This is a genomic window from Escherichia sp. WS1450, from assembly GCF_046487395.1.
GTDB lineage: Bacteria > Pseudomonadota > Gammaproteobacteria > Enterobacterales > Enterobacteriaceae > Escherichia > Escherichia coli.
Genome location: NZ_JBJQJO010000002.1, coordinates 383987 through 410601, shown reverse-complemented (window position 1 = coordinate 410601; position 26615 = coordinate 383987). Strand labels below are relative to the sequence as shown.

The following is a 26615-nucleotide window of genomic DNA, read 5'->3' as shown; positions in this document are numbered from 1 at the left end:
GCGCGCCAAAAACGTTTACGGCCACATCATTCACTGGTTGGAGCATAACGGTGACCCGACCGCGCTGCAGTTTGCCTGGGATATTCTTGTGATGGGCGGTCGCACCGATACGGACAAACCGGAAACCAAAGGCAGCATGAAGGGGGCGGAATTCGGCAGCGCCGATGGCCTGAGCTTCGATCACCGCGGCGTGCTATGGATCCAGACCGACGTGTCGTCATCAACCATCAATAGTAAAGATTACAAAGGCATGGGCAACAACCAGATGGTGGCGACGATCCCCGGTACCAATGAGTTCCGCCGCTTCCTGACCGGCCCGCGCGGCTGCGAAATCACCGGCATCGCGTTCACTCCGGATAACCGGACGCTGTTTATTAACATCCAGCACCCTGGCGAGCCAAGCGAAGGGCTTAGCGATCCGCAGCATCCGACGGCAGTATCAAGCTGGCCTGACGGCGATAAGGCTGGTCGTCCGCGCTCCTCAACTGTCGTTATCGTAAAAGCCGACGGCGGCATAATCGGCACCTGATTCTGTTTATCCGTCATTAAAAACGCAGGCGCGGTTAGCCTGTGTTTTTATGGTAAAGTCCTGTCAGTCCGCGCGCTGGCTTCCTTCAACGCTTTGTCGTAATTTTTGTCAGTCTGCTCGTAGTCTGGAATGCCCGGAATTCCTCAACGCTATGCCACTGTTCAGGCGCGGTGTGATGAGAGGGGCGTCGCTGGGTTATGCCTTTCCGGGCACGATTCTGGCGATTGGTTTTCTGACTCCCTAAATGACCGCTGGCTGGCGGAACTACTGGATTACAGGGGGTTACCTTTAATGTCTGTCGGTGTCCTGTTGGTGATTTGCTGTACGATGCGATTTCAGGCAATAGCCATCGGCGCACTTGATGTCCGGCTGGGACGTATACCAGCGTCACTGGAACAAGCCTCACGTCTGCTGGGAGAAAATGGTACAGGAACTTTTGTTCGGGTTCACTTTCCTGTGTTGCTCTGGTGAGCAGTGCCCTGCTGGTTTTCACTGATGCGATGAAAGAACTGCCAGTAACACTTCTTTATTCCGAATCGCTCTTCCGGACGATTAAGTATTGTTCATGGTGGCCGGAGAATGGTTTTCGAACCATAGATGAAGCCAGAAGTTGGTTAAGCAAGTTCACGTAATGGTACAACCTGGAACACAAGCACAGCGGTATTAAGTATGTTACTCCGGATGAACGCCATCGCGGAATTGATGCACAAATACTGGAAGCCAGAAAAAAAGTTTATCGCGAAGCTCGCAAGCGTCATCCTGAGCGCTGGAGCAAACAGTTGCGTGACTGGGAACTCATTCAGGCAGTTTATCTGAATCCAGAAAAAGAAGCGGCATAACGTAATTTTATTACATCAGGCGACAACTACCTTGAAAAACGCCGGAAATAACTGACTCTTTACCCGCAGCCATGCAGTGGGCTTTTTTATATCCCCCCTTCACAAACTCTGCTCACTGGTTATACCGGTTCACCTTTCCGGCTTGTAACCGCATGCACTCTGGACTGCCAGTCAGCTCATGTATGTCTCTTCCTTAATTGTGTTCATGAACAGGTGACACCTTATCTCCTGACAGAATAAACAAATTTTATTAATTCTGCTCTTCGCCAGCCCACTGCTACCATCTGTCGCGACGGGGCATGGCTGCCTGCATGGCATGCATTTGTTGTGTCTGTGCTGACTGAATACGATAAAAATTTCTGGTTAATGACGATCGATATCATCGATCGATTCGATCGATTTTATTCGATTGAGGCTATAGCATGGCGGGTTTTAAAATGCACTGAGTACTGCTTGCAGCAACGGAGCAATAACGGAGATAATTGAAATGAAAAAGGTTTTTGCTGTTTCAGTGGTGGCCGCAGCCTGTGTATTTGCAGCAAATGCAGGTGCTGAGGAAGGTAAAAGCGGTTTTTATCTGACCGGTAAAGCCGGTACCTCTGTGGTGTCACTTTCAGACCAGCGTTTCCTGTCAGGAGATGAGGAAGAAACGTCAAAGTATAAAGGCGGCGATGACCATGATACGGTATTCAGTGGTGGTATCGCGGCTGGTTATGATTTTTATCCGCAGTTCAGTATTCCGGTTCGTACAGAACTGGAGTTTTACGCTCGTGGAAAAGCTGATTCGAAGTATAACGTAGATAAAGACAGTTGGTCAGGTGGTTACTGGCGTGATGACCTGAAGAATGAGGTGTCAGTCAACACACTAATGCTGAATGCGTACTATGACTTCCGGAATGACAGCGCATTCACACCTTGGATATCTGCAGGGATTGGCTACGCCAGAATTCACCAGAAAACAACCGGTATCAGTACCTGGGATTATGAGTACGGAAGCAGTGGTCGCGAATCGTTGTCACGTTCAGGCTCTGCTGACAACTTCGCATGGAACCTTGGCGCGGGTGTCCGCTATGACGTAACCCCGGATATCGCTCTGGACCTCAGCTATCGCTATCTTGATGCAGGTGACAGCAGTGTGAGTTACAAGGACGAGTGGGGCGATAAATATAAGTCAGAAGTTGATGTTAAAAGTCATGACATCATGCTTGGTGTGACTTATAACTTCTGACAACACTGTTCCCGAGAGATAATCACGAATATTCTGTAATTAATATAATTGTATATCTTCTGCAATTAAACAGAAACACCCTGCAGTCTATTGCTGCAGGGTTGTCTGTTATCTGTTTTACAGATAATTTCTGATTTTTATTATCCTGTTCTCTTCATAATAATGTTGTCGATATACTCCGATGAATATCAGAAAACTGTTTTGTCCGGGCGACACACCCCGGATTTTATTGTTTTTATTCTTTTTTGTTATTTCTGTGATAACCACAATTGCATGCGGATACACTGAGAAGAATGCCACAGGAAATGTGCTGCTTCTGTTTCTCCTTCTGCTCCTTGCACACAGAAATACCCTCACATCCATTACAACGCTGTTATTTCTGTTCTGTTGTGCACTGTATGCGCCTGCGGGTATGACGTACGGTAAAATCAACAACAGTTTTATTGTCGCGTTGCTGCAGACCACGGCTGATGAGGCTGCAGAGTTTACCGGGATGATTCCTGTTTATCATTTTCTGGTCAGTGCCGCGATTCTGGTATTCATGGTGATTTTCTGGCGGACACACCACCGCGGTCACCGTAACTGGCTGGCACTGCTGCTGTTCGTATTATGCTCTGTAAACAGCTGGCCGTTGCGGATGGTTAAAGGAATTGTTGTGGGAACAACTGACACATTGCGTGAAATGCAGCGTTATAAACAACTGAGTCAGCACGGGGCTGACAACTGGAAAATCCTGCCGGGAACACCGTTGTATGACACGATTGTTATCGTTACTGGTGAGAGTGTGCGCAGGGATTATATGTCGGTATATGGCTATCCCGTGCCAACCACACCATGGCTGAATACGGCTCCCGGTTTATTTATTGACGGCTATACATCGGCAGCAGCCAGTACCGTACCTTCCCTGAGCCGGACACTGATTTATGACTATGAGCAGAACCCTGACTCCGGCAACAACGTGGTGGCGCTGGCAGCAAAAGCAGGATACAGCACATGGTGGATATCCAATCAGGGAAAACTGGGGGAGCATGATACACGCATCTCTGTTATTGCTTCTGATGCGGAGCATACCGTTTTCCTCAAGAAAGGCAGCTTTGCTTCCCGTAAAACGGATGACATGTTGTTGTTACAGGAAACAGAACGTGCACTGGCGGATAAATCCTCTCCGAAGGTGATATTCCTGCACATGATTGGCTCTCATCCGAATCCGTGTGACCGACTTAACTCCTGGCCGAATCATTACCTGGAGCAGTATCCCCGAAAGATTGCCTGTTACCTCGCCAGCATCAGTAAACTGGATAACTTTCTCGGTCAGCTTGATGGTATCCTTCGCCGGCACTCCCGTCATTTTGCCATGCTTTACTTTTCTGACCATGGTCTGTCGGTCAGCGACAGTGCTAATCCTGTTCATCATGATGGCCATATACAAGGAGGCTACAGCGTTCCCCTGATTATTACCGCCAGTGACATCACGTCTCATCAGTCCGTCAGCAGAAAAATCAGTGCCCGTCATTTCGCAGGTATTTTTCAGTGGCTGACCGGCATTCGTACTGAAAATATACCGCCATTCAATCCGCTGACAGACGAAGATAATGAACCCGTTATTGTTTTTAACGGAGACAGGAATGTACCGGCAGACAGTCTGAAACCACAGCCTCTGATTCTTCCGGACAGAAGATAATCATGTCGGTATGAATGTTATAATTAAGGACTGTGCAATAATAGCCATTCCATTCAGCCATCTTACGCTCGAAAACGATCGGTAAGATGGCTACTCACCATTCCTGCTCTAAACCTGCCGCCTCTCAAGACTATTATAAATAGCCTCAATCTCACCCTTCAGGTTATCACCGCAATAAACCATTGATGTATCGTATCGTTCATATCGCGCTTCCCGTGTCGCACTAAACCAGTTGAACGATCCCACGCACAGCAAACCATCATCACCAATAACAATTTTGCTATGAACACGGTTTACCAGCTTTGTAGCAATACCCAGCGCATTCAGTTTCTCCAGCGCCGCTTTAAAGTTCTGCTGCTTCTCTTTTCGCTTCTCAAAATCATTATGTTCAGTGTTGTAGCTTCTGTCAGTGACTATCGTGACGTTAATTCCACGTGAACACGCCGCAATCATGGAATCAAGAAAACCGGTTTGCTCCAGCCTTTGCCAGGTCAGCCATGGAGAAACTATCGTGATGTGTTTACTGGTATTTTCAAATGTCTGATTCAGGAAATTATCATGTTGCTCCACACCATGAAGTGTGTAGATTTTGGTCCCGGCGGTTTTTAAATCCTTACGCTCTTTATAATCAAAAGAGAGCGCATTCTTCTCTGACTCAAAGAGGTATTTTGCCAGTAATCCCCGTGGCGATGAGGCTGGCTGGACCTCAAACAGGTCCATATCGCCGAAGACCAGAAAACTGTCCTTCGCACGGGAGACTGCAACATTCAGCATGCTGTTATCGCTATCAATAAACCCGCCGTCTTCATGTTTTGAATAGACTGGCGAGAATATCACAATCGCTCTTTCCGCTCCCTGAAGAGAGTGCACGGTGCCCACTGTGAGCGACTTTTCATTCGTGCCTGTACTGATACCTTGTTTGCCCAGCACCTGTTTGATAGTGGATACCTGAGCGCTAAAAGGCGTCACAATACCGACAACTTCATGAAGCGATTTACCGTAATGCGCTTCAATATTTTGCTGGTTCTCTGCCAACCAGACCGCTATCGTTTCAGCCTCAAGCAAATTATATCGACTTCCACTACTTGCCAGCTCTCCTTTACCATCAATATGGAGATACCCCATTGCGGGCATTAAATTGCTCTCTTCACGCCCTCTTTTAGGCAACAACTTACCGTGATAGCAGAGCGTATTACAGTATCCAATAATATTGTCGTAGCACCGGCGGTGTTCATATAGGTACATACCACGAGCCAGTTCGGGATCATATTGATAGCGCGAAGCAAACTGCGCTATTTTCATAACGCTGCCAGATGCGGCACTTTTACCAAGGTCTGCGATTGCCGTATATTTCTCGGTAATCTCTTCTTGCGTACTGCCAGACAGAATTTTTTCCGCCAGCATGTTACCGATATCAATCGCAGGAGCAATACTCCATATTGGCGGGATCTGCTCCGTATCGCCAATCACTAATGCCTTCTTAGCTAATGCAAACGAGGCAGCAGCCACTTCAGGAAGCACCTGCCCGGCTTCATCGACAATGAGTAAATCGGCAAAATCATACAAATAACTTTTCTCGAATTTACGCTGTCCTTTGTGCTCACTTATCTGCATATTGCCGGGCAGCATATAGCATGTCATCACCACACATGGAGTGAGTTTCATTCGACGTTGCCAACGGGCGGTTACCCCTTTAGCGCCTTTTTTCTTCTTCTCTTCCTGCAGATCATCAATGCTGGCCATATCCATCAGCCAACGACCTTCCCAGTAGTGAGTCGTCAGTAAAAATGCAGGGAAGCGAATCTGCGTATCAGCCAGTTCATCGGCCTGTGAGAAGCTCAGTTCCTCGTCGCCCTCATACCCTAAATCAAGAGCCAGTCTCTGCCACTCCTGAACCGCCTGCTGTTCTTTAAGAATGATTTCATGGGCGGAGTCAATCTGCTGCCGGTATGTTGTTTGCTCGCGCTCAGCGGAATTGAGCAGCCCATCAATATTACGTTCGATAGTTTCAGGATCAGACCATTGATTTCCTGCAATCAGCGCACCTAATTTATCTTCGAGAAACAGCTGTATTTGGTACTGTCGCTTACTGCGAACCGCCGGAAGCCAGGAAAATAATGAATAGATCAGTGATTCACCGGCGCGATATTTTTTCCATTCCGTTTTAGCACTCTTCAGTAGAGTGATTTTTTGTTCTTGTCCGGAAAGTAATTTATTTAAATTATTGAGATATTGCTCAATATCATTAGCAATAAGCTCACGCGCAGCCCGAATCTGGCTTAACTTTTGCCATGTTGCGTTCAGTCTTATCAGTTGCTCGGATTTTGCTGCCAACTGACCATGCAGGAGTTCAATGACCTTTTCAGGGGATGAACACTCTTTTTCAGGAAAGGCTGCCTTAGCCTTTTCCAGATAAAACAGCAGTGCATCTTCTACATACTCTTTTGACTCAACCTGGTTGAAGAAATCTTCAGTTTGATATTTTTTGGCTGCTTCAGCTTTACGGCTGCCTGAGGGAAAATAAGCGCCGAAGCTTTTCAGCTCTGGCAACCATCGCCCGGCCATCGCACCTGAACCTTGCGAAAAGTCTTTCCCGAATGCCTCAATAATGTTCGTTACAGCCTGGTTATTCGTTGAAGTCGCGATAATAACCGGAGGCTCAGATTTTTCGAGAGCCGCTCTGGCCCACTGCGTGGCGATGATAGAAAGCACCAGCGTGGTTTTTCCGGTTCCAGGAGGGCCATTAACAGCAAGGATATCGCCATGTTTAGCATCCAGAAAATGGCTTAAGGCATCGCGCTGAGCCTTTGCCAGCGGAAACTTATCTCCGGAGTGTCCAAGCCTGTCGCTGAATTTTGCTCCAGGGGCCAGCAAAGACTCTGCAGCATGAACCTCTCGCGAGGCGAATCGATTGAAGAGCGGCACATCCTTATTGCAAACAAGCAGGTGATCATAAAGAGAAAGGATATGGAAACTGGCACCGCCAGATTGCGCCGTTTTAACAATATAACCGTGCTCAGCGAGTTCATATTGCTCAGGATTTTTAATCCAGTCGCCGGCAACGTTCTTCAGCAGCCTCTCTGAATCATCCAGATATTGACGCCACTCCTGCTGCAAGGCTGCATATCGTTCTTCCCGTTCTTCATCCGTTTCGGCAGTCTTATCAACGCTGTCATCAAAGTTGATAGAGAACGTGGTATGGGTCGTCTTGTATTTGTCATACTGCCCAATCTCACCAATCGAAAATGCTCCTTTTGGCAAAGGTTCAAGCAGGTCTCTGGGAATGGAGGTCGCTGGCGTCGGATATAAAAAACCCTCACGGCTTAGCAAGGCTGGCGTCACTATCGGGGTAACAATATCAGGCGCACCTGCAGAACGGTCCTTACCATGCTGCAGTAACCGGAAATAAACTTTTGGGCGCAAGATGACATCGACCGTTTCGACATCGTCTTTTTCTCCCTTAAAAAATTTACTGACAATCGCTTCGTCAAGACGTCCCGCCGCTATCCCATGCCAATGAGTGAAATTTTTGGCGTCTTTCCGTTCAAAACTGCCCTTTCCTGACTCAGCGTCCGCAAGCGAGTTGCGCCAGTATGAGGCAAACCCTAAAGCATTTTCATCCATTACCAGTCCTATGACTCAATGAAATCCATTGATTTATCGAATATAAAACCACCATATGGACAACTATTGTCCATATTGAAAAAGTTGGATGCAATGTTTTGTTTATAATTCGGTATCAAATGTACTGGTTGTACAAGGTTCAGAACGCAAGCACATTCAACAGTACGTCAGGACTATTGATTTCATAACAGTGAATACATTTTTTACCGTTTATAATGACTGCCTGCGTTGGACAAGGATACCAGAACAGCCGAAAACACCGGGGGTTATTACCTGCTCTCATGGAAACCAGATATTCCTGGTGCTAATCACAGTCATAAATAGCCTGAAGAACATGACGAAGGGACTTTAATGGAAGCCGGAGTAACTTGCCAGAACATCAATCTTCGTCATCATTTACAAAGAAAAATAATCAGTTAAAGCAGTCCGGGCAATCAGCCCGGACTGCTTACTATTTTAATGGATTGTTAATCTTTGCATATTCAAACGGGCTGATACCCTTATCTCTGTTCGCATCCAGAAAATCTGCCCACCACTGTAGCATCAGTCGACGTTCTTCCAGATGTTCTGCTTTATGGATATACGCAGCACGTACACCATTACGCTCCTGATGGCTCATCTGACGTTCCACAGCATCGCGGGACCACAAACCTGATTCAATCAATGCACTGCACGCCATCGCCCGGAATCCATGGCCACAGACTTCCTTGGTTGTGTCATACCCCATCACTCTGAGGGCCTTATTTACGGTATTTTCACTGATTGGTTTACGCGGGTCATGTGCTCCCGTAAAGATCAGACCATTTTCACCAGCCCATGTCTGAAGTTCTGTCAGTATGGCTACAGCCTGTTTGCTGAGTGGCACAAGATGTGGTGTTCGCATCTTGGAGCCCCGGTGTGAGAATTTTACCCCTGGCAGAGGTTTGCGTTCGGCTGGAATAGTCCACATTGAATTGTCAATATCAATTTCAGCCCAGCGGGCATATCTGAGTTCACTGGAGCGAATAAAAACCAGTAAATTCAGCATAACAGCAAGCCGGGTGACAGGCTGACCTTTATAACTGTTAATACGCGACAGAAGTTCAGGCAGACGTGAAAGATCAAGAGCGGGGCGATGCTGTCGTTTTACAGAGGTCAATGCGCCAGCCATATCCAGAGCAGGATTATATCTGATGATGCCAGACTGTACGGCATAACGCATTACAGCAGATATTCTTTGCTGCAGACGACTGGCGATTTCATAAATTTGTTTAGCTTCTGCAGCACGAACAGGGATAAGCAGGTCCGGGGTATTGAGTGTTGTGATGTTCCGGTTGCCGATAAAGGGGAAAACGTGTGTTTCGAGGCTTTTGAGTACCTTATCGCTGTGTGATTGTGCCCATTGTTTATTACTGGCATGCCAGCGTCGTGCAATATGTTCAAAAGAGAGTTGTAAATCAGGGACTACTTTTTTAGCTCTTTTCTGTTCGCAAGGGTCAATCCCCTCCGAAATCAGTTTTCGGGCCTCATCCCGTTTTGTACGAGCTTCGGAGAGAGAAACCTCCGGGTATACACCAAGTGCCAGAGTTTTCTCCTTACCCAGAATGCGATAACGGAGACGCCAGTAACGGGAACCATTAGGATGTACCAGCAGGAACATGCCAGCCCCGTCAGTGAGTTTATAAGCCTTGTCAGTGTGCTTTGCAGCCCGGATTTTTGCGTCAGTCAGTGCCATAGTTCAGCCTTCTGAATGCGTTAAAGAGGGTACAAATTCTGTCGAACTGGGGTATACCCGCAATTATACCCACACAATGGGGTTGATGTGGGGGGAGTCTGGTTGAGTTCGGTAGAATTGATTTGGCGGCAGGACGCTTAAATCGTGGCGTCCTGAAACGAAAAACGGACCTCCGTGGAGGTCCGTTTATATGAATTTGGTGCCCGGACTCGGAATCGAACCAAGGACACGGGGATTTTCAATCCCCTGCTCTACCGACTGAGCTATCCGGGCAACGGGGCGCATTAAACCTGATTCGCCTCGTCTCGTCAATCAAATTTCTTCAATTTACTGCAGACTGCACAATCTATCATCACTTTGCCGCTAATGCACGCATTGTCAGGCAAACCAGGCGGTCCAGGCGGCGGAAAGCGGCATTGCCAGAAGGAGTGCTGGAAGCATGTTGACCACCGGGAACATTTTAATGCCACAGATGCGTAATCCGGTTGCCAGCAGCAATAAACCGCCTACGGCGCTGAAGTCTGCCATCATCGACGGTGTGGTCAGCGGTAATATCAGCGCGGCAGCCCACGCCAGCGTTAACTGGATGATCAGTAATGGGATACTAATTACCGACACCGCAATACCCAACGAGCAGGCGAAGATCATCGCCGTAAAGAAATCGAGAAATGACTTGGCGATTAAAATACTCGGATCGCCGGTCATCCCTTCGTTCATCGCCCCGAAGATCCCGGTGCCGCTGGCGCAAAACAGGACAATAATCGCGACATAATTCTGAATAAAAGATTCATGCGCTGGCTTCTTACGTGAGTGGCGAAACAGATTTTGTGCTTTGGTGACCGCGGTATTGACGCCTTTTTCCAGCAGACAAATTTCGCCGATTAATGCACCGAGTAAGGTTGCTAACACCATCGCCGGAAGGTTGGCGCATTTCACCACCAGTAAAATACCAATCCCCAGCGATGCCAGACCAAAAATTGATGTCATGGAGACGCGGATACGTTCCGGTAAGCGTTGGCTAAGGAGTGCACCGAGAACGCCACCCAGTAATACTGCACTTGCGTTGATAAAAGGACCGATGACCACAAGAGTTCCTGTTAGCTGCATTGTCTGATTTTCTTATTATGAACGTTTGGCTCCTTCGATGGCTTGTTTGTTCGCAAAGTCCTGGCTTGCACGCTCTGCTGAAAGGTGCCATGATTGCGCGAATTTTCTCCTCTCTGTACGGAGTTTGCCCGATGCACGCCATCTCCTTACATTCTCTCGCTTATCGCCGTTTCGCGCGAAACTCCTCGCCTTTTCTGCTCATGCGGTGAAGTTAACGCACGCTCACTGCAGGACAACAGTAAAATCAGAGCGTTTCTGCTTTTACTGATGTCTGGCGGTCGGAGCTGGTGACCAGTTTGACCCATATCTCGTGGGGCAGGGTTTTTCACCTTGTCCGGTATTCTTACTTCCCCGAAACGGGTTTTGCGCTTATGAAATCAATGAATATTGCCGCCAGTAGTGAACTGGTATCCCGACTTTCTACTCATCGCCGCGTGGTGGCGTTGAGAGATACTGATTTTACGGACGTCGCGGCAGTCGTCATTACCGCTGCGGATAGCCGCAGTGGCATTCTTGCGTTGCTTAAGCGCACCGGTTTTCATCTACCGGTGTTTTTGTATTCCGAACATGTTGTTGAATTACCTGCGGGCGTTACGGCGGTAATCAACGGCAACGAGCAGCAGTGGCTGGAGCTGGAATCCGCAGCCTGTCAGTATGAAGAGAATTTGCTGCCACCGTTTTATGACACGCTGACGCAGTACGTTGAGATGGGCAACAGCACTTTTGCTTGCCCTGGACATCAACATGGTGCGTTCTTTAAAAAGCATCCTGCCGGACGCCATTTTTACGATTTCTTTGGTGAGAACATCTTTCGCGCCGATATGTGTAACGCTGACGTAAAATTGGGCGATCTGCTTATTCATGAAGGATCGGCGAAAGATGCGCAGAAATTCGCAGCCAAAGTCTTTCATGCCGATAAAACCTATTTTGTCCTGAACGGCACATCGGCAGCGAATAAAGTGGTGACGAATGCGCTGTTAACGCGTGGCGATCTGGTGCTCTTCGACCGTAACAACCATAAGTCGAATCATCACGGTGCGCTGATTCAGGCGGGGGCGACGCCGGTTTATCTGGAAGCTTCACGTAACCCGTTTGGTTTCATTGGCGGTATTGATGCGCACTGTTTTAATGAAGAGTATCTGCGCCAGCAAATTCGCGACGTTGCGCCAGAAAAAGCTGAGTTGCCGCGCCCGTTTCGCCTGGCGATTATTCAGCTGGGAACCTATGACGGCACTGTCTATAACGCCCGCCAGGTGATCGATACCGTTGGGCATCTGTGTGATTACATTCTGTTTGATTCCGCGTGGGTCGGTTACGAACAATTTATACCGATGATGGCGGATAGCTCGCCGCTGCTGTTAGAACTTAACGAAAACGATCCGGGGATTTTTGTGACCCAGTCGGTGCACAAACAGCAGGCGGGATTCTCACAGACGTCGCAGATCCATAAAAAAGATAACCATATCCGCGGACAGGCGCGTTTTTGCCCGCATAAGCGGTTGAATAATGCCTTTATGCTCCATGCTTCTACCAGCCCGTTCTATCCGCTGTTTGCTGCACTGGACGTTAACGCCAAAATTCATGAAGGGGAGAGTGGGCGTCGGCTGTGGGCGGAGTGCGTTGAGATAGGGATTGAAGCGCGCAAGGCTATTCTTGCGCACTGTAAGCTGTTCCGCCCGTTTATCCCGCCCGTTGTTGATGGCAAATTGTGGCAGGATTATCCGACGTCAGTGTTAGCCAGCGACCGCCGTTTTTTCAGTTTTGAGCCGGGGGCGAAGTGGCACGGCTTTGAAGGATATGCCGCGGATCAGTATTTTGTTGATCCGTGCAAGCTGTTACTCACTACACCCGGTATTAATGCCGAAACTGGCGAATATAGCGACTTTGGCGTTCCGGCGACGATTCTGGCGCACTATCTGCGTGAGAACGGCATTGTGCCGGAGAAGTGCGATCTCAATTCCATTCTGTTCTTATTAACGCCGGCGGAAAGCCACGAGAAGCTGGCACAACTGGTGGCGATGCTGGCGCAATTTGAACAGCATATTGAGGATGACTCACCGCTGGCTGAGGTGTTGCCGAGCGTTTATAACAAATATCCGGTGCGCTATCGCGACTACACCCTGCGCCAGTTGTGTCAGGAGATGCACGATCTGTATGTCAGTTTCGACGTCAAAGACCTACAAAAAGCGATGTTCCGCCAGCAGAGTTTCCCGTCAGTGGTGATGAACCCCCAGGATGCGCATAGCGCTTATATTCGCGGTGAAGTGGAGTTGGTGCGGATTCGTGATGCCGAAGGGCGAATTGCGGCAGAAGGGGCGTTGCCTTATCCACCAGGCGTGCTTTGCGTGGTACCCGGAGAAGTCTGGGGTGGGGCGGTTCAACGTTATTTCCTTGCGCTGGAAGAAGGGGTGAATTTGTTGCCGGGATTTTCGCCGGAGCTGCAAGGTGTCTATAGCGAAACCGATGCAGATGGCATGAAACGATTGTACGGTTATGTGTTGAAGTAAGAAAAAAACGGGTCACCTTCTGGCGACCCGTTTTTCTTTGCGTAATTAGTGGCTCATCGTCTGTGTGCCTGTCGGGACACGAACGTGTTTATATTTGAACATCGCCATGAACGCGAAGGCCAGAACCACGGAGTAACCAGCGAAAATCAACCATACGGTCTGCCAGTCGGTAATGCCGTTTTGGGTGTACATCTCAACAACTTTACCGCTCACGATGCCGCCAAGGATACAGCCGAAGCCGTTAGTCATCATCAGGAACATCCCCTGCGCACTGGCGCGAATTGCCGGGCTAACTTCTTTTTCGACAAACACCGAACCAGAGATGTTGAAGAAGTCGAATGCGCAACCGTAAACGATCATCGACAGTACCAGCAGCACGGTACCGAACGGAGTCGGGTCGCCGTAAGCAAACAGCGCAAAACGCAGGATCCACGCCACAATACTGATCATCATTACGTTCTTAATACCGTAGCGGCTTAAGAAGAACGGGATAGTCAGAATGAACAGGGTTTCAGAGATCTGCGAAATCGACATGATGATTGACGCATGCTGCACAATAAAGCTGCTGGCAAACATCGGATCTTTGTCGAAGCTGTGCAGGAAGGTATTACCGAACATGTTGGTAATCTGCAGTTCCGCGCCCAGCAGCATTGAGAAGATGAAGAAGATTGCCATACGCTTGTTTTTAAACAGCGCGAATGCATCGAGGCCCAGCAGGGTTGTCCAGCTCTGATTCGCTTGCTGTTTAGCAACCGGAATATGCGGCAGAGTCAAGGTAAACAGAACCAGAATGGCGGAAAGTGCTGCGCCAATATACAGCTGCATGTGGCTTAATTCGAAGCCAGACAGGCTCACCACCCACATTGCCATGATAAAGCCGATGGTGCCCCAGATACGGATTGGCGGGAAGTCAGTAACGATATCCATCCCGGCATTTTGCAGGCGATAGTAAGAGATGGTGTTGATTAACCCAAGCGTTGGCATATAAGCAAACGAGTTAATCAATATCACAAGGAACATCGCCTCCGGCGTCGTGACCTGTGCCGCCATGAACAGCGTGATAGCGCCAATGGTGTGGCAAATGGCATATACCCATTTCGCACTTAACCATTTGTCGGCCACAATCCCCAGCAGCGCAGGCATAAAGACCGCGGCGATACCCAGTGAACTATAAACTGCGCCAATAGAAGCACCGTCAAACTTCAGGGTAACAAACATATAGGAGCCGAGGGTCGTCAGCCAACTTCCCCACAGACAGAACTGCAGAAAAGAGAGGATTTTCAGCTGCAGCTTAAGATTCATGTTAATTTCCTCACATCGTGATGCGGATGAGTGTTTGAAAAAGCACATTTGACCGTGCGAGATGATGGGATTCTATCAACTTCGCGGACTGTTTTTTTGTTACCTGCGGCAAATAATTGCAAACATTCCCAATTTGCAAAACGAAATTGTGATGCGGATAACATTTTTGCCCCTGAGCATCGTCAGGGGCGGTTAGTGGAATTATCGGCGGCGGTAGGATTTTTGCGCGGTATTCACTTTATAAAGATAACGGCGAGATTCCGCAGAAGGATGGCGGGTCGTCAGCGTCTGATAAACATCGCCCGGCGTCATGGTGTTAATAATATTGGCAGCCTGAATCTTGTCATTCGAAAAGACTCGCAGCACGCTGCCTGCGCCGCCGTTATAGGCGGTGATGACGGCATAACGCCGCGATGTTGGGTTATCAATTCCGCCGAGATAAACGTTGTTCAGCATCGCGAGATACGCGGTGCCAGTATCAATATTGCTGGCAGGATCAAACAAGAAACTGCGGCTCGGCGTGCCGGATTTCCCCTGCGAACGGAACACATCTTTCCCGGCAGTATGTTGTACCACCTGCATTAACCCCAGCGCATCGGAACGGCTGACCGCATACGGGTTAAAGGAAGATTCAGTCTGCATAATTGCCAGAATCAGCGACTCATCAATGCCATATTTCCGTGACGCCTGGCGGACCATGCCGAGATATTTGTGCGCACGTTTATCAAGGTGGTTCGGCACCATGTTAATGGTGATGCTATAGATGATTCGTAGCCCGTTGCTACGGCTTTTTAGACGGTTTTTCAGCAGATAATCCGCGAAGTTGCTCGCGCGACCTTCCCAGCGAATCGGCTGCCCGGTGTTGTCCACCACCTGACCGTAAAGGAAAGGTTCTTTCGAAATCGTAATATCATCAACATCGGAATAGAGATCGACCGAACCCGGATCGTCACCCATCAGCAACGTTTTGATAATTGCCCGGCGCAGGTGCGCGGCAGGTTCTGTCCCGGCGATGGTTTCGATAGTGATCGTACCGTCATCGAAGTTGATGTGGCTGCGGGTCTGATATTGATCGGTGTATTTCACGTAGTCCTTAGGACCGGCGATCACCACCTCTTTGAAGCCCCAGATGTTCTCAATATTGTGGGCAAATTGCCCCATCAGAATATCAAAACCGTTGGTATCTTTGACCCAGGCTTCGTTATAGGTATCGCCTTTTTTGGTCGTCGAACAGGAGATGAGCAACGGCGCAATCAAAGCCAGCGCGAGATATTTTTTCATCATTCCGGGTGCGTGTTGTGTTTGTTTTTATGCAAGTTGCCGGAGGCGTGCTCCGGCACTGTTTTTATTTTTTATCTTCCGGCGTATAGCCCTCGATATGCACCTCTTTACCCTCGAACAGGAAGTTGACCATCTCCTGTTCCAGCAGCTTGCGGTGCTCGGCATTCATCATGTTGAGTTTCTTTTCATTAATCAGCATGGTCTGTTTGTGCTGCCACTGCGCCCAGGCTTCTTTGGAGATCTCGTTATAGATGCGTTTTCCCAGCTCGCCGGGGTACAGCTGAAAATCCTGACCTTCTGCTTCACGTTGCAGGAAAGTACAAAAAATCGTTCTGCTCATAAATCATCCTCTTTATCGACTCACGCGCTAAACCGGCGCGCCAGTGCGTAACTGCTGTAACAAACGCTCCACGGGAGCCGCCAGGCCAACTGACGGCGGTTGCGCTAAGTTATACCAGAGCGCATTGCCTTCATCCATGCAGCCGGTGAATGACGACACGGGAAGCCACATAGGCACAATATCTAAGTGGAAATGGCTGAAGGTATGCCGAAACGCGGTCAGCTGCGTCAGGTTATCGGCAGAAATCTGTCGTTGCGCCAGCCACTGCCGCAAACTTTCTTCATCGGCAAACTGCGGGAAACAGTATAAACCGCCCCACAATCCGCTCGGCGGACGCTGCGCCAGCAATACTTCATCTTCGTGCTGTAACAGCAAAAAGTAGCCGGTGCGCTCTGGCAGCGTCTGTTTCGGTTTTTTGCCCGGATAAAGCGACCAGCTATTGTTGGCGGCGGCAATACATCCGTTTTGTAGCGGACAGAGCGAACATTTCGGCTTAGAGCGCGTACAAATCATCGCGCCCAAATCCATCATCGCCTGATTAAACCGTTCCACGCCAACCGCGGGCGTCACCTGCTCGCTCAAACTCCATAGTTTATTCTCGACCTCTTTTTTCCCAGGCCAGCCGCTTACAGCATAGCAGCGCGCCAGCACCCGTTTGACGTTACCGTCGAGAATCGGAAAGTGCTTACCCAGAGAAAGCGAGAGAATCGCGCCTGCGGTGGAACGCCCGACGCCCGGTAACGCCGCGACTTCTTCAAAGGTTTCAGGGAATTTACCACTGTGTAAGGTGGCCACTTGCTGTGCCGCTTTATGCAGATTGCGCGCGCGGGCGTAATAGCCAAGCCCGGTCCACAAGTGGAGAACTTCGTCGAGCGGCGCATTGGCGAGATCGGTCACCGTCGGGAAGCGCGCCATAAAGCGTTCAAAATAGGGGATAACGGTCGCAACCTGAGTTTGTTGCAACATCACTTCTGAGAGCCATACTTTGTAGGGCGTCTTGTCAATTTGCCAGGGCAGAGTTTTTCGCCCGTATTTATCGTACCAGTCCAGAACCTGGGCTGAAAATTGCGACGCTTGCATGGTCACCGAATTCACTGTTGTTGGGGGCAAGATTGCAGCACAGCGACGGCAGGGTGTAAACCGGAACTTTCCGCAGCCACGGCCTTATCATGCTTGCATCCGGCAACTAACTTTGGATAATGCCCGTTTTCAGAACACTTTCACAAGCGACTAAATCTTTATGAAAAACGACGTCATCTCACCGGAATTTGATGAAAACGGCCGCCCACTGCGCCGTATCCGTAGTTTTGTGCGCCGCCAGGGGCGACTGACCAAAGGCCAGGAACATGCGCTGGAAAACTACTGGCCGGTGATGGGCGTTGAGTTCAGCGAAGATATGCTGGATTTCCCTGCGCTTTTTGGCCGTGAAGCGCCGGTGACGCTTGAGATTGGTTTCGGCATGGGGGCGTCGCTGGTGGCAATGGCTAAAGATCGCCCCGAGCAGGACTTCCTCGGCATTGAAGTGCATTCACCGGGCGTTGGTGCGTGCCTGGCTTCTGCGCATGAAGAGGGCTTAAGCAACCTGCGCGTGATGTGTCACGATGCGGTTGAAGTGCTGCATAAAATGATTCCTGACAATTCATTGCGCATGGTGCAGCTCTTTTTCCCTGACCCGTGGCACAAAGCGCGCCATAATAAACGCCGTATCGTTCAGGTGCCGTTTGCCGAACTGGTAAAAAGCAAACTGCAACTGGGGGGCGTATTCCATATGGCGACCGACTGGGAACCTTATGCGGAACATATGCTTGAAGTGATGTCTTCTATTGACGGTTATAAAAACCTGTCAGAGAGCAATGATTACGTACCGCGTCCGGCATCACGTCCGGTGACGAAATTTGAACAACGTGGTCATCGTCTTGGTCACGGAGTATGGGACTTAATGTTCGAGAGGGTGAAATAATGGCAAAGAACCGTAGCCGTCGTCTGCGTAAAAAAATGCACATCGACGAATTCCAGGAATTAGGATTTTCGGTGGCATGGCGATTCCCGGAAGGTACATCGGAAGAACAGATTGATAAAACCGTTGATGACTTTATTAACGAGGTTATCGAACCGAACAAACTGGCCTTTGACGGCAGCGGTTATCTGGCCTGGGAAGGTCTGATCTGCATGCAGGAAATCGGCAAATGCACCGAAGAACATCAGGCGATTGTGCGTAAGTGGCTGGAAGAGCGCAAACTGGGCGAGGTACGCACCAGCGAACTTTTCGACGTTTGGTGGGACTAAGAAAGCATACGGGCGATGACAAATGCAAAACTGCCTGATGCGCTACGCTTATCAGGCCTGGAAAGATGCACAATCGAGTAGGCCGGATAAGGCGTTTACGCCGCATCCGGCATGGATGACATGTACTTTGTTATCAATCTGGGGCCAGCAAATGCTGGCCTGATTTGTTCTTGAGGGAAGACTATGATGCGCAAAATGCTGCTGGCGGCAGCACTTTCAGTGACGGCAATGACCGCTCACGCCGACTACCAGTGCAGCGTCACGCCGCGTGACGATGTGATTGTCAGCCCGCAAACCGTGCAGGTGAAGGGCGAAAACGGCAATCTGGTGATCACGCCAGACGGCAACGTGATGTATAACGGTAAGCAATATTCCCTGAATGCCGCCCAGCGCGAGCAGGCGAAGGATTATCAGGCTGAACTGCGTAGCACCCTGCCGTGGATTGATGAAGGCGCGAAAAGCCGCGTCGAAAAAGCCCGTATTGCGCTGGATAAAATTATCGTTCAGGAGATGGGCGAAAGCAGCAAAATGCGCAGCCGTCTGACCAAACTTGATGCGCAGCTGAAAGAGCAGATGAACCGCATTATCGAAACGCGCAGCGATGGCCTGACGTTCCACTATAAAGCCATTGATCAGGTTCGCGCCGAAGGCCAGCAATTAGTGAATCAGGCAATGGGCGGAATTTTACAGGACAGCATTAATGAAATGGGCGCGAAAGCGGTGCTGAAAAGCGGCGGTAATCCATTACAGAATGTGCTGGGAAGCCTGGGCGGTCTGCAATCCTCAATCCAAACCGAATGGAAAAAGCAGGAAAAAGATTTCCAACAGTTTGGCAAAGATGTTTGTAGCCGCGTTGTGACTCTGGAAGATAGTCGCAAAGCCCTGGTCGGGAATTTAAAATAATCCTCTATTTTAAGACGGCATAATACTTTTTTATGCCGTTTAATTCTTCGTTTTGTTACCTGCCTCTAACTTTGTAGATCTCCAAAATATATTCACGTTGTAAATTGTTTAACGTCAAATTTCCCATACAAAGCTAAGGGATAATGCGTAGCGTTCACGTAACTGGAGGAATGAAATGGAGTTTTTCAAAAAGACGGCACTTGCCGCACTGGTTATGGGTTTTAGTGGTGCAGCATTGGCATTACCCAATATCACCATTTTAGCAACCGGCGGGACCATTGCCGGTGGTGGTGACTCCGCAACCAAATCTAACTACACAGCGGGTAAAGTTGGCGTAGAAAATCTGGTTAATGCGGTGCCGCAACTGAAGGACATTGCGAACGTTAAAGGCGAGCAGGTAGTGAATATCGGCTCCCAGGACATGAACGATAATGTCTGGCTGACACTGGCGAAAAAAATTAACACCGACTGCGATAAAACCGACGGCTTCGTCATTACCCACGGTACCGACACGATGGAAGAAACCGCTTACTTCCTCGACCTGACGGTGAAATGCGACAAACCGGTGGTGATGGTCGGCGCAATGCGCCCGTCCACGTCCATGAGCGCAGACGGTCCATTCAACCTGTATAACGCGGTAGTGACCGCAGCTGATAAAGCCTCCGCTAATCGTGGCGTGCTGGTGGTAATGAACGACACCGTACTGGACGGTCGCGATGTCACCAAAACCAATACCACCGACGTAGCGACCTTCAAGTCTGTTAACTACGGTCCTCTGGGATACATTCACAACGGTAAGATTGACTACCAACGTACCCCGGCACGTAAGCACACCAGCGATACGCCGTTCGATATCTCTAAGCTGAATGAGCTGCCGAAAGTCGGCATCGTTTATAACTACGCTAACGCATCCGATCTTCCGGCTAAAGCACTGGTAGATGCGGGCTATGATGGCATCGTTAGCGCTGGTGTGGGTAATGGTAACCTGTATAAATCCGTGTTCGACACCCTTGCAACCGCCGCGAAAAACGGCACTGCAGTAGTGCGTTCTTCCCGCGTACCGACGGGCGCTACCACTCAGGATGCCGAAGTGGATGATGCGAAATACGGCTTCGTCGCCTCTGGCACGCTGAACCCGCAAAAAGCGCGCGTTCTGCTGCAACTGGCTCTGACGCAAACCAAAGATCCGCAGCAAATCCAGCAGATCTTCAATCAGTACTAATCACCTCGCCCCGGTAACGTGCCGGGGCTTTTTCACTTCAGACTTACGTCCATTGCCAATTTTCATTACCCTAATGATAATCACCGCAGTAAATTATTCCGCTAGAGGGTTTTCGGGTGAAAAAGCAATGGATTGTTGGCACGGCGCTGCTTATGTTGATGACTGGTAATGTCTGGGCAGATGGCGAACCGCCAACTGAAAATATCTTAAAAGATCAATTCAAAAAGCAGTATCACGGCATTCTCAAGCTTGATGCCATCACCTTAAAAAATCTTGATGCTAAGGGTAATCAGGCCACCTGGTCAGCGGAAGGCGATGTCTCTTCCAGTGACGATCTCTATACCTGGGTCGGTCAGTTGGCAGATTACGAACTGCTCGAACAGACCTGGACGAAAGATAAACCGGTAAAATTCTCGGCAATGTTAACCAGTAAAGGAACGCCCGCGTCTGGCTGGTCGGTGAACTTTTACTCTTTTCAGGCGGCAGCCAGCGATCGTGGGCGGGTGGTCGACGATATCAAAACGAATAATAAATATCTGATCGTGAATAGCGAAGATTTCAATTATCGCTTTAGTCAGCTTGAGTCTGCGTTGAATAACCAGAAGAACTCGATTCCTGCGCTGAAAAAGGAAGTGAAAGCGCTTGATAAGCAAATGGTGGCGGCGCAGAAAGCAGCGGATGCATATTGGGGAAAAGATGCAAACGGTAAGCAAATGACCCGCGAAGACGCCTTTAAAAAAATTCACCAACAGCGTGATGAGTTTATTAAACAGAATGATAGCGAGGCGTTCGCGGTTAAATATGACAAAGAGGTTTATCAACCGGCGATTGCGGCATGTCATAAACAGAGTGAAGAGTGTTATGAAGTGCCGATTCAGCAGAAGCGAGATTTCGATATCAACGAACAACGGCGACAGACTTTTCTGCAATCACAAAAACTTAGCCGTAAATTGCAGGATGACTGGATAACGCTCGAAAAAGGGCAATATCCGTTAACGATGAAAGTTTCAGAAATAAACAGTAAAAAAGTCGCTATTTTGATGAAAATTGACGATATCAATCAGGCTAATGAACGCTGGAAAAAAGATACCGAACAACTGCGGCGCAATGGGGTGATTAAGTAACTCATGTTAAGTGCCTTTGCCGGATAATATAAAAAGTTATCCGGCAAATTATTTTTTACATTAGCCCTAGTAGCTGTGGAATGAACAAGGATATTTGCGGGATGTAAGTGATCATCATCAACGCGATTAACAATGCGGCATAAAATGGCAGCAATGGTTTGATCAAATGTTGAATCTTCACACCTGAAATAGAACAACCAACAAATAGCGCACTACCCACCGGCGGTGTTAACAGCCCAATACAAAGGTTAGCCACCATCATAATACCGAAATGTACCGGATCCATTCCCAGCTCTTGTGCAATCGGCAAGAAGATTGGTGTGAAGATTAGTACAGCCGGTGTCATGTCCATAAAGATGCCGACAATTAATAAGACGATATTAATCAGCAGCAATATGATCAGTGGGTTATCAGAAATCCCCATCAACGCGTCGCTGATCATATAAGGAATATCAGCATTAGTCATTGCCCAGGACATGCCCACGGAAAAACCGATCAACAGTAATACAATCGAAGTGGTAACAACCGATTCCAGAATCAGTTTGGGTAAATCGCGCCATTTTACTTCCCGGTAAATCAGCACCGAGAGAATAAATGTGTAGACAACGGCAATTGCTGACGCTTCAGTTGCGGTAAAAATGCCGCCCAGAATGCCGCCCATTACAATGAACACCAGAAGCAAACTTGGTAAGGCATCCAGAAACGCTTTACATGCTTGAGCAAAGGTTGCTCTTTCTGAAAGTGGGTAGCCACGGCGTTTAGCAATAATGCCGCAGACTATCATTACCGCGAGACCCATTAAGATCCCTGGCAAATATCCCGCCATAAATAGCGATGCTACAGAAACGCCGCCAGCTGTCAGGGAAAACACAATTAACACGTTTGAGGGCGGTATCAGTAATCCAGTAATACAAGATGAGACGTTTACAGCGGTAGAAAATGCCGGATCATAACCTTCTTTGGTCTGAATGGGATTCAGTGTGCCACCAACGGCAGCAGCTGCCGCAACGGCTGAACCAGAAATGGAACCAAACATCATATTCGCCAGGACGTTCACATGACCAAGCGAACCAGGAACGCGGCCAACCATTACCTGGGCGAGGTTAATCAAACGTATCGCAATACCGCCGCTGTTCATCAGCGTTCCGGCAAAGATGAAAAAGGGGATTGCCAACAGGGCAAAGTTATCCAGTCCATTAGCCAATCGTTGCGAAACAGTGATTGCCGCGATATCCCAGGGAAACATCAACAGCATTGAAGCTACAGTCGCAATACCGATTGAGAACGAAATGGGCACACCAATAAAGACCAGCACAAAAAAACAGCCAAATAGTGTAAGCGCGATATAACTATCCATTAACTGGCCTCCTGCGCAGGTTGTTTCAGTTGTTGAATGCTTTGATTAATAAAACACAAGGCATAAAACATCATCACCACTCCACTTAATGGCAGAATGATATATACGTATCCCATCGGTATTTGCATAGCGGCAGATACTTGTGATGTTGCCAGCGTTTTATCAATTAATTTCAGGCCACCAGTCACAATGACCGAACCGGCAAAACCTAAAATAAGAACGTTAATGACTATACTAAGAAGTAATTTCTTGCGCTTATTCAGGGCGAGAGCAAATAAATCGATAGAGAGATGTCGCTGCGCGCCGACGGTATATGCAGCACCTAATAATCCTACCCAGATCATCAAAAAGCGTGCCAGCTCATCGGTTAATGTACTTGGCTGGTTAAGTACGTAGCGGCTAAATACTTGCCAGACTACGCATACAACCAGAGCAAGCATTACGGCGACAGAAAACGCGGCAATGACGCGGTCTACCGCAAGTTTCAGGCGGTTAAATATCATTGTAAGCATCCTGGAAAATCAGGGCCAGAGACTGGCCCGAAATATTATTGAGCAGCGTTGTCGAATTTCTCTAACAAAGCAGCTTGTTTTGGATCTTTTTTGAAGTCGTCAAACAGAGGTTGAACTGCGGCACGGAATGGGGCTTTATCAACCTTAACGATTTCACCACCCATAGCTTTCGCCTGAGCACGTGTGTCAGCGTCAATTTTTTCCCACAATTTTTGTTGATAAGCTTCGGATTTCTTCGCCGCTGTTTCGAGGATTTGTTGCTGTTCTGGGGTTAATTTATTCCATGTTTTGGTGGAGATAACCAAAAAGTCAGGAATTGAGGCATGTTCATCTTCAGAAAAGACTTTGGCAATTTCGATATGTCGAGTCTGCACCCAGGAAGGCACGTTATTTTCTGCGCCATCTACTACACCTTGCTGCATCGCAGTATAAACTTCGCCAAATGAAATTGGAGTGGGTGAGCCACCCATCAGTTCAATCATTTTGATGGTGGTCGGGCTTGGCTGAACACGAATTTTCAGCCCTTTAAGATCTTCTGGCTTAGTAATCGGTTTTTTCGCATAGAAACTGCGAGTACCCGCTACATAAGCTGATAAAGCAAAAAAGCCTTTATCTTTTGTTGAATCCATAATTTCTTTACCAACTTCACCAAAAACCACTTTGTTGAAGTGCGCCTGATCTTTAAATAAGAACGGCAAATTATAGATAGCATAAATATTATCAAAAGACTCCAGATCACTGGCGGAACCTTTGGTCATATCCAGTGCACCATTTTGCAACAACTCCATAGTTTCTCGCGCATTACCCATCTGGCTGCTGGGATAAATACGGATCACCATATTACCTTTTGACAGCTGTTTTACCTCTTTCGCCAGCTCTTCAAAACTCTGATGTACAACATGACTTCTTTCCAGGTTGTGTGCTAACTTTAACGTCACTTTTTCTGCGGCGTTTACGCCAGTGCTAACCAGAGCCAGCAAGGATGCGCAGACTAATGAGCGGGTAAATGACCTCATTTTCATAAAAAAACTCCCTGTTGAAGGATGGAAATTGGTTGATATCTAATTGTGCTTATCAGTGCTTTGTGCGACAAATTGGTTAACCTGTCTGACAACTTGTCTATGTTTATCACAACTTGAAATAAAGTCAGAAATTAAATATTAATTTTGTGCGCCAGGTTGTACATGTTTATAATCAATAAATGATGAGTAAATATTCACTAAATATATATAATAAATATCGTCGATATTTATTCAGTAAGAAATATATTTTTGCCGAAGTTAATTAACGGGGGGTAAAAGAAGTGATTAATGCGCCCGCAGGCGCATTAATGATTACTCAGCGAGGAATAATTCAAGAAGTGAGTTTAAGAATAATTTACCATGTTCCGTTATCTGCCAGTAATCCGCACATTCTGTGAGATAACCCTGAGCGATGGCCTCGTCTAACTGAGAGCGAATAACTTCTTCAGAAAGGCCAGTATACTGGCTAAACTCCACGCGCGGCGCGGCTTCCAGCAGACGGAAGCGATTCATAAAGAACTCAAACGGTTTATCTGCAGCTTCGACATCACGCTGGCTTTCCAGATATCTTCCCTGCATAAAACCACGCGGATGACGCGTTTTGGTGGTACGCAGAATGCGACCATCCGGGAAGGTGACTTTGCCGTGCGCGCCGCAGCCAATACCGATGTAGTCGCCAAATCGCCAGTAGTTGAGATTGTGCTGGCACTGATAACCTGGTTTGGCGTAAGCGGATGTTTCATACTGCTGATAGCCCGCTGCGGTTAATAACTGATGCCCCTGTTCGAATATATCCCACAACGCATCGTCGTCCGGCAGCACCGGCGGGCGAGAGCCAAACAGCGTATTAGGTTCGATGGTCAGTTGATACCAGGAAAGATGCGGCGGATTCAGTTCAATAGCCTGGCGCAGATCGCCTAGCGCCTCTTCCAGTGATTGATCCGGCAGCCCATGCATCAAATCAAGGTTAAAGCTACGTAACCCTAAACCGCTCGCCAGCTTCGCAGCTCGTTTCGCTTCTTGCGGGCCATGAATGCGCCCAAGTCGTTTCAGCTTTTCTTCGCTAAAACTCTGCACACCAATAGAGATGCGGTTCACACCAGCACGCTGATAATCGACAAAGCGATCGGCTTCAACCGTACCAGGGTTCGCTTCCATAGTAATCTCTGCATCCGCTGCCAGCGGCAAACGCGCACGTACGCCGTCCAGCAGCATTTGCATCGCCGGGCCGGAAAGCAGGCTCGGCGTACCACCGCCAATAAAGATTGTCTGCACTTCACGGCCCTGAGCGTAAGCCACATCGTTGTCCAGATCGTTAAGCAGATGCTGAACATAATCGTCGTGCGGCACTTCTCCTTTCAACGCGTGAGAGTTGAAATCGCAGTACGGGCATTTCTGCACGCACCACGGGATGTGAATGTAGAGACTCAGCGGCGGTAATTTAACCATTACGTAAAGCGTCCAGCAGCAGTTTCAATGCCTGACCACGGTGGGAAATGGCGCTCTTTTCTTCGCGGGTTAGTTCGGCAGCGGTTTTCCCTTCGGAAGGAACGAAGAAAATTGGATCATAACCAAAGCCACCAGTACCCGCTGGTTCACGAGTAATCACGCCCGGCCAGCTACCGTGGCACACCAGCGGAGTCGGATCTTCCGCGTGACGCAGATATACCAGCACGCAGTGGAAACGCGCCTGACGTTGGTCGTCCGGTACGTCTTTCATTGTTTCCAGCAGTTTTTGCAGGTTCTTTTGATCGGTCGCGTCTTCACCGGAATAACGCGCGGAGTAAATACCCGGCGCGCCACCCAGCACATCTACCGCCAGACCGGAGTCGTCGGCAATTGCCGGTAAACCGGTCACTTTTGCCGCATGGCGCGCTTTCAGAATCGCGTTTTCGATAAAGGTCAGGCCGGTTTCTTCAGCGGAATCTACGCCAAGGTCTGTTTGGGCCACGATATCAAGACCGAAGTCGCTAAGCAGCGACGCCAGCTCACGCACTTTACCGGCATTGCCGGTTGCGAGGACAACTTTTTGCATAG

General features: G+C 48.7%; 23 protein-coding genes, 1 tRNA gene and 1 pseudogene. 12 read left to right on the top strand and 13 right to left on the bottom strand.

Annotated features, from left to right (window positions below; all coding sequences use genetic code 11):
• The 4 genes and pseudogenes from ACJHYR_RS04235 to ACJHYR_RS04220 all read left to right on the top strand — a co-directional run.
• Positions 1–529: PhoX family protein (locus ACJHYR_RS04235; RefSeq protein ID WP_410233070.1), on the top strand; the 529-nt coding region annotated here is incomplete at its 5' end.
• 95 nt (positions 530–624) lie between these two features.
• Positions 625–1083: pseudogene (locus ACJHYR_RS04230) on the top strand (iron ABC transporter permease); the annotation flags it as partial.
• Positions 1084–1855: 772 nt separating this feature from the next.
• Positions 1856–2596, top strand: coding sequence for an outer membrane protein (locus ACJHYR_RS04225; RefSeq protein WP_000755103.1), 741 nt, complete (start codon positions 1856–1858; stop codon positions 2594–2596).
• Between the two features lie 181 nt (positions 2597–2777).
• Complete coding sequence (locus ACJHYR_RS04220) at positions 2778–4277, top strand: phosphoethanolamine transferase (protein WP_001313263.1); 1500 nt, start codon at positions 2778–2780, stop codon at positions 4275–4277.
• A gap of 108 nt (positions 4278–4385) precedes the next feature.
• Here the strand turns inward: ACJHYR_RS04220 and ACJHYR_RS04215 are convergent, their stop codons facing one another.
• From ACJHYR_RS04215 to ACJHYR_RS04200, 4 genes are all read right to left on the bottom strand, one after another.
• Positions 4386–7901 (bottom strand): AAA domain-containing protein, encoded by a 3516-nt coding sequence (locus tag ACJHYR_RS04215; protein WP_021572001.1) that lies wholly within the window; start codon positions 7899–7901, stop codon positions 4386–4388.
• Positions 7902–8352: 451 nt separating this feature from the next.
• Complete coding sequence (locus tag ACJHYR_RS04210) at positions 8353–9615, bottom strand: tyrosine-type recombinase/integrase (protein WP_001218753.1); 1263 nt, start codon at positions 9613–9615, stop codon at positions 8353–8355.
• A gap of 197 nt (positions 9616–9812) precedes the next feature.
• Positions 9813–9888 (bottom strand) — tRNA-Phe (locus ACJHYR_RS04205).
• A gap of 105 nt (positions 9889–9993) precedes the next feature.
• Entirely contained in the window at positions 9994–10701 is a 708-nt protein-coding gene (locus ACJHYR_RS04200; protein ID WP_000234526.1) for a DUF554 domain-containing protein, read from the bottom strand.
• A gap of 152 nt (positions 10702–10853) precedes the next feature.
• Here ACJHYR_RS04200 and ACJHYR_RS04195 point away from each other — a divergent pair, with 152 nt between their 5' ends.
• Together ACJHYR_RS04195 and speC are read left to right on the top strand one after the other, a co-directional pair.
• Positions 10854–10931, top strand: coding sequence for a hypothetical protein (locus ACJHYR_RS04195; protein WP_213045078.1), 78 nt, complete (start codon positions 10854–10856; stop codon positions 10929–10931).
• Positions 10932–11093: 162 nt separating this feature from the next.
• Positions 11094–13229: an ornithine decarboxylase gene (speC, locus tag ACJHYR_RS04190; protein ID WP_059327651.1), complete on the top strand. Its 2136-nt coding sequence runs from the start codon at positions 11094–11096 to the stop codon at positions 13227–13229.
• 45 nt (positions 13230–13274) lie between these two features.
• On the opposite strand, the gene nupG is transcribed toward speC, so the two are convergent.
• From nupG to mutY, 4 genes are all read right to left on the bottom strand, one after another.
• Positions 13275–14531, bottom strand: a complete 1257-nt coding sequence (gene nupG / locus ACJHYR_RS04185) for a nucleoside permease NupG (protein ID WP_059327652.1) — start codon at positions 14529–14531, stop codon at positions 13275–13277.
• A gap of 201 nt (positions 14532–14732) precedes the next feature.
• Positions 14733–15812, bottom strand: a complete 1080-nt coding sequence (gene mltC, locus ACJHYR_RS04180) for a membrane-bound lytic murein transglycosylase MltC (protein ID WP_001600463.1) — start codon at positions 15810–15812, stop codon at positions 14733–14735.
• Between the two features lie 64 nt (positions 15813–15876).
• Positions 15877–16152, bottom strand: a complete 276-nt coding sequence (locus ACJHYR_RS04175; protein WP_000091700.1) for an oxidative damage protection protein — start codon at positions 16150–16152, stop codon at positions 15877–15879.
• A gap of 27 nt (positions 16153–16179) precedes the next feature.
• Positions 16180–17232, bottom strand: a complete 1053-nt coding sequence (gene mutY, locus ACJHYR_RS04170; protein WP_001328062.1) for an A/G-specific adenine glycosylase — start codon at positions 17230–17232, stop codon at positions 16180–16182.
• A 160-nt stretch (positions 17233–17392) separates the two neighbouring features.
• Between mutY and trmB the strand changes: the two genes are divergently transcribed.
• The 6 genes from trmB (at position 17393) to ACJHYR_RS04140 (ending at position 21687) form a co-directional block, all read left to right on the top strand.
• Positions 17393–18112 carry a tRNA (guanosine(46)-N7)-methyltransferase TrmB gene (gene trmB, locus ACJHYR_RS04165; RefSeq protein ID WP_000786911.1) on the top strand — a complete coding sequence of 240 codons (720 nt, stop codon included), beginning with the start codon at positions 17393–17395 and terminating at the stop codon, positions 18110–18112.
• Positions 18112–18438 carry a YggL family protein gene (locus ACJHYR_RS04160; RefSeq protein WP_001107566.1) on the top strand — a complete coding sequence of 109 codons (327 nt, stop codon included), beginning with the start codon at positions 18112–18114 and terminating at the stop codon, positions 18436–18438. Before trmB ends, ACJHYR_RS04160 begins: the two co-directional genes overlap by 1 nt.
• 22 nt (positions 18439–18460) lie before the next feature.
• On the top strand, positions 18461–18601 hold the full coding sequence (locus ACJHYR_RS04155) for a hypothetical protein (protein WP_001296361.1): 141 nt from the start codon (positions 18461–18463) through the stop codon (positions 18599–18601).
• A gap of 20 nt (positions 18602–18621) precedes the next feature.
• On the top strand, positions 18622–19341 hold the full coding sequence (locus ACJHYR_RS04150) for a DUF2884 domain-containing protein (RefSeq protein WP_000984796.1): 720 nt from the start codon (positions 18622–18624) through the stop codon (positions 19339–19341).
• Positions 19342–19516: 175 nt separating this feature from the next.
• Positions 19517–20563 (top strand): L-asparaginase 2, encoded by a 1047-nt coding sequence (gene ansB / locus ACJHYR_RS04145; RefSeq protein WP_001578959.1) that lies wholly within the window; start codon positions 19517–19519, stop codon positions 20561–20563.
• A 116-nt stretch (positions 20564–20679) separates the two neighbouring features.
• Complete coding sequence (locus ACJHYR_RS04140; RefSeq protein WP_059327653.1) at positions 20680–21687, top strand: DUF1202 family protein; 1008 nt, start codon at positions 20680–20682, stop codon at positions 21685–21687.
• A 55-nt stretch (positions 21688–21742) separates the two neighbouring features.
• On the opposite strand, the gene ACJHYR_RS04135 is transcribed toward ACJHYR_RS04140, so the two are convergent.
• The 5 genes from ACJHYR_RS04135 to ACJHYR_RS04115 form a co-directional block, all read right to left on the bottom strand.
• Positions 21743–23044 (bottom strand): TRAP transporter large permease, encoded by a 1302-nt coding sequence (locus ACJHYR_RS04135; protein WP_000378953.1) that lies wholly within the window; start codon positions 23042–23044, stop codon positions 21743–21745.
• Positions 23044–23547, bottom strand: a complete 504-nt coding sequence (locus ACJHYR_RS04130) for a TRAP transporter small permease (RefSeq protein ID WP_000577030.1) — start codon at positions 23545–23547, stop codon at positions 23044–23046. The genes ACJHYR_RS04135 and ACJHYR_RS04130 overlap by 1 nt, the downstream gene beginning before the upstream one ends.
• Before the next feature lie 44 nt (positions 23548–23591).
• Positions 23592–24578, bottom strand: a complete 987-nt coding sequence (locus ACJHYR_RS04125) for a TRAP transporter substrate-binding protein (RefSeq protein ID WP_000784004.1) — start codon at positions 24576–24578, stop codon at positions 23592–23594.
• 312 nt (positions 24579–24890) lie between these two features.
• Positions 24891–26027, bottom strand: coding sequence for a radical SAM family heme chaperone HemW (gene hemW, locus ACJHYR_RS04120; protein ID WP_000239962.1), 1137 nt, complete (start codon positions 26025–26027; stop codon positions 24891–24893).
• Positions 26020–26613: an XTP/dITP diphosphatase gene (locus ACJHYR_RS04115; RefSeq protein WP_001174754.1), complete on the bottom strand. Its 594-nt coding sequence runs from the start codon at positions 26611–26613 to the stop codon at positions 26020–26022. Before ACJHYR_RS04115 ends, hemW begins: the two co-directional genes overlap by 8 nt.
• Positions 26614–26615 lie beyond the last annotated feature (2 nt).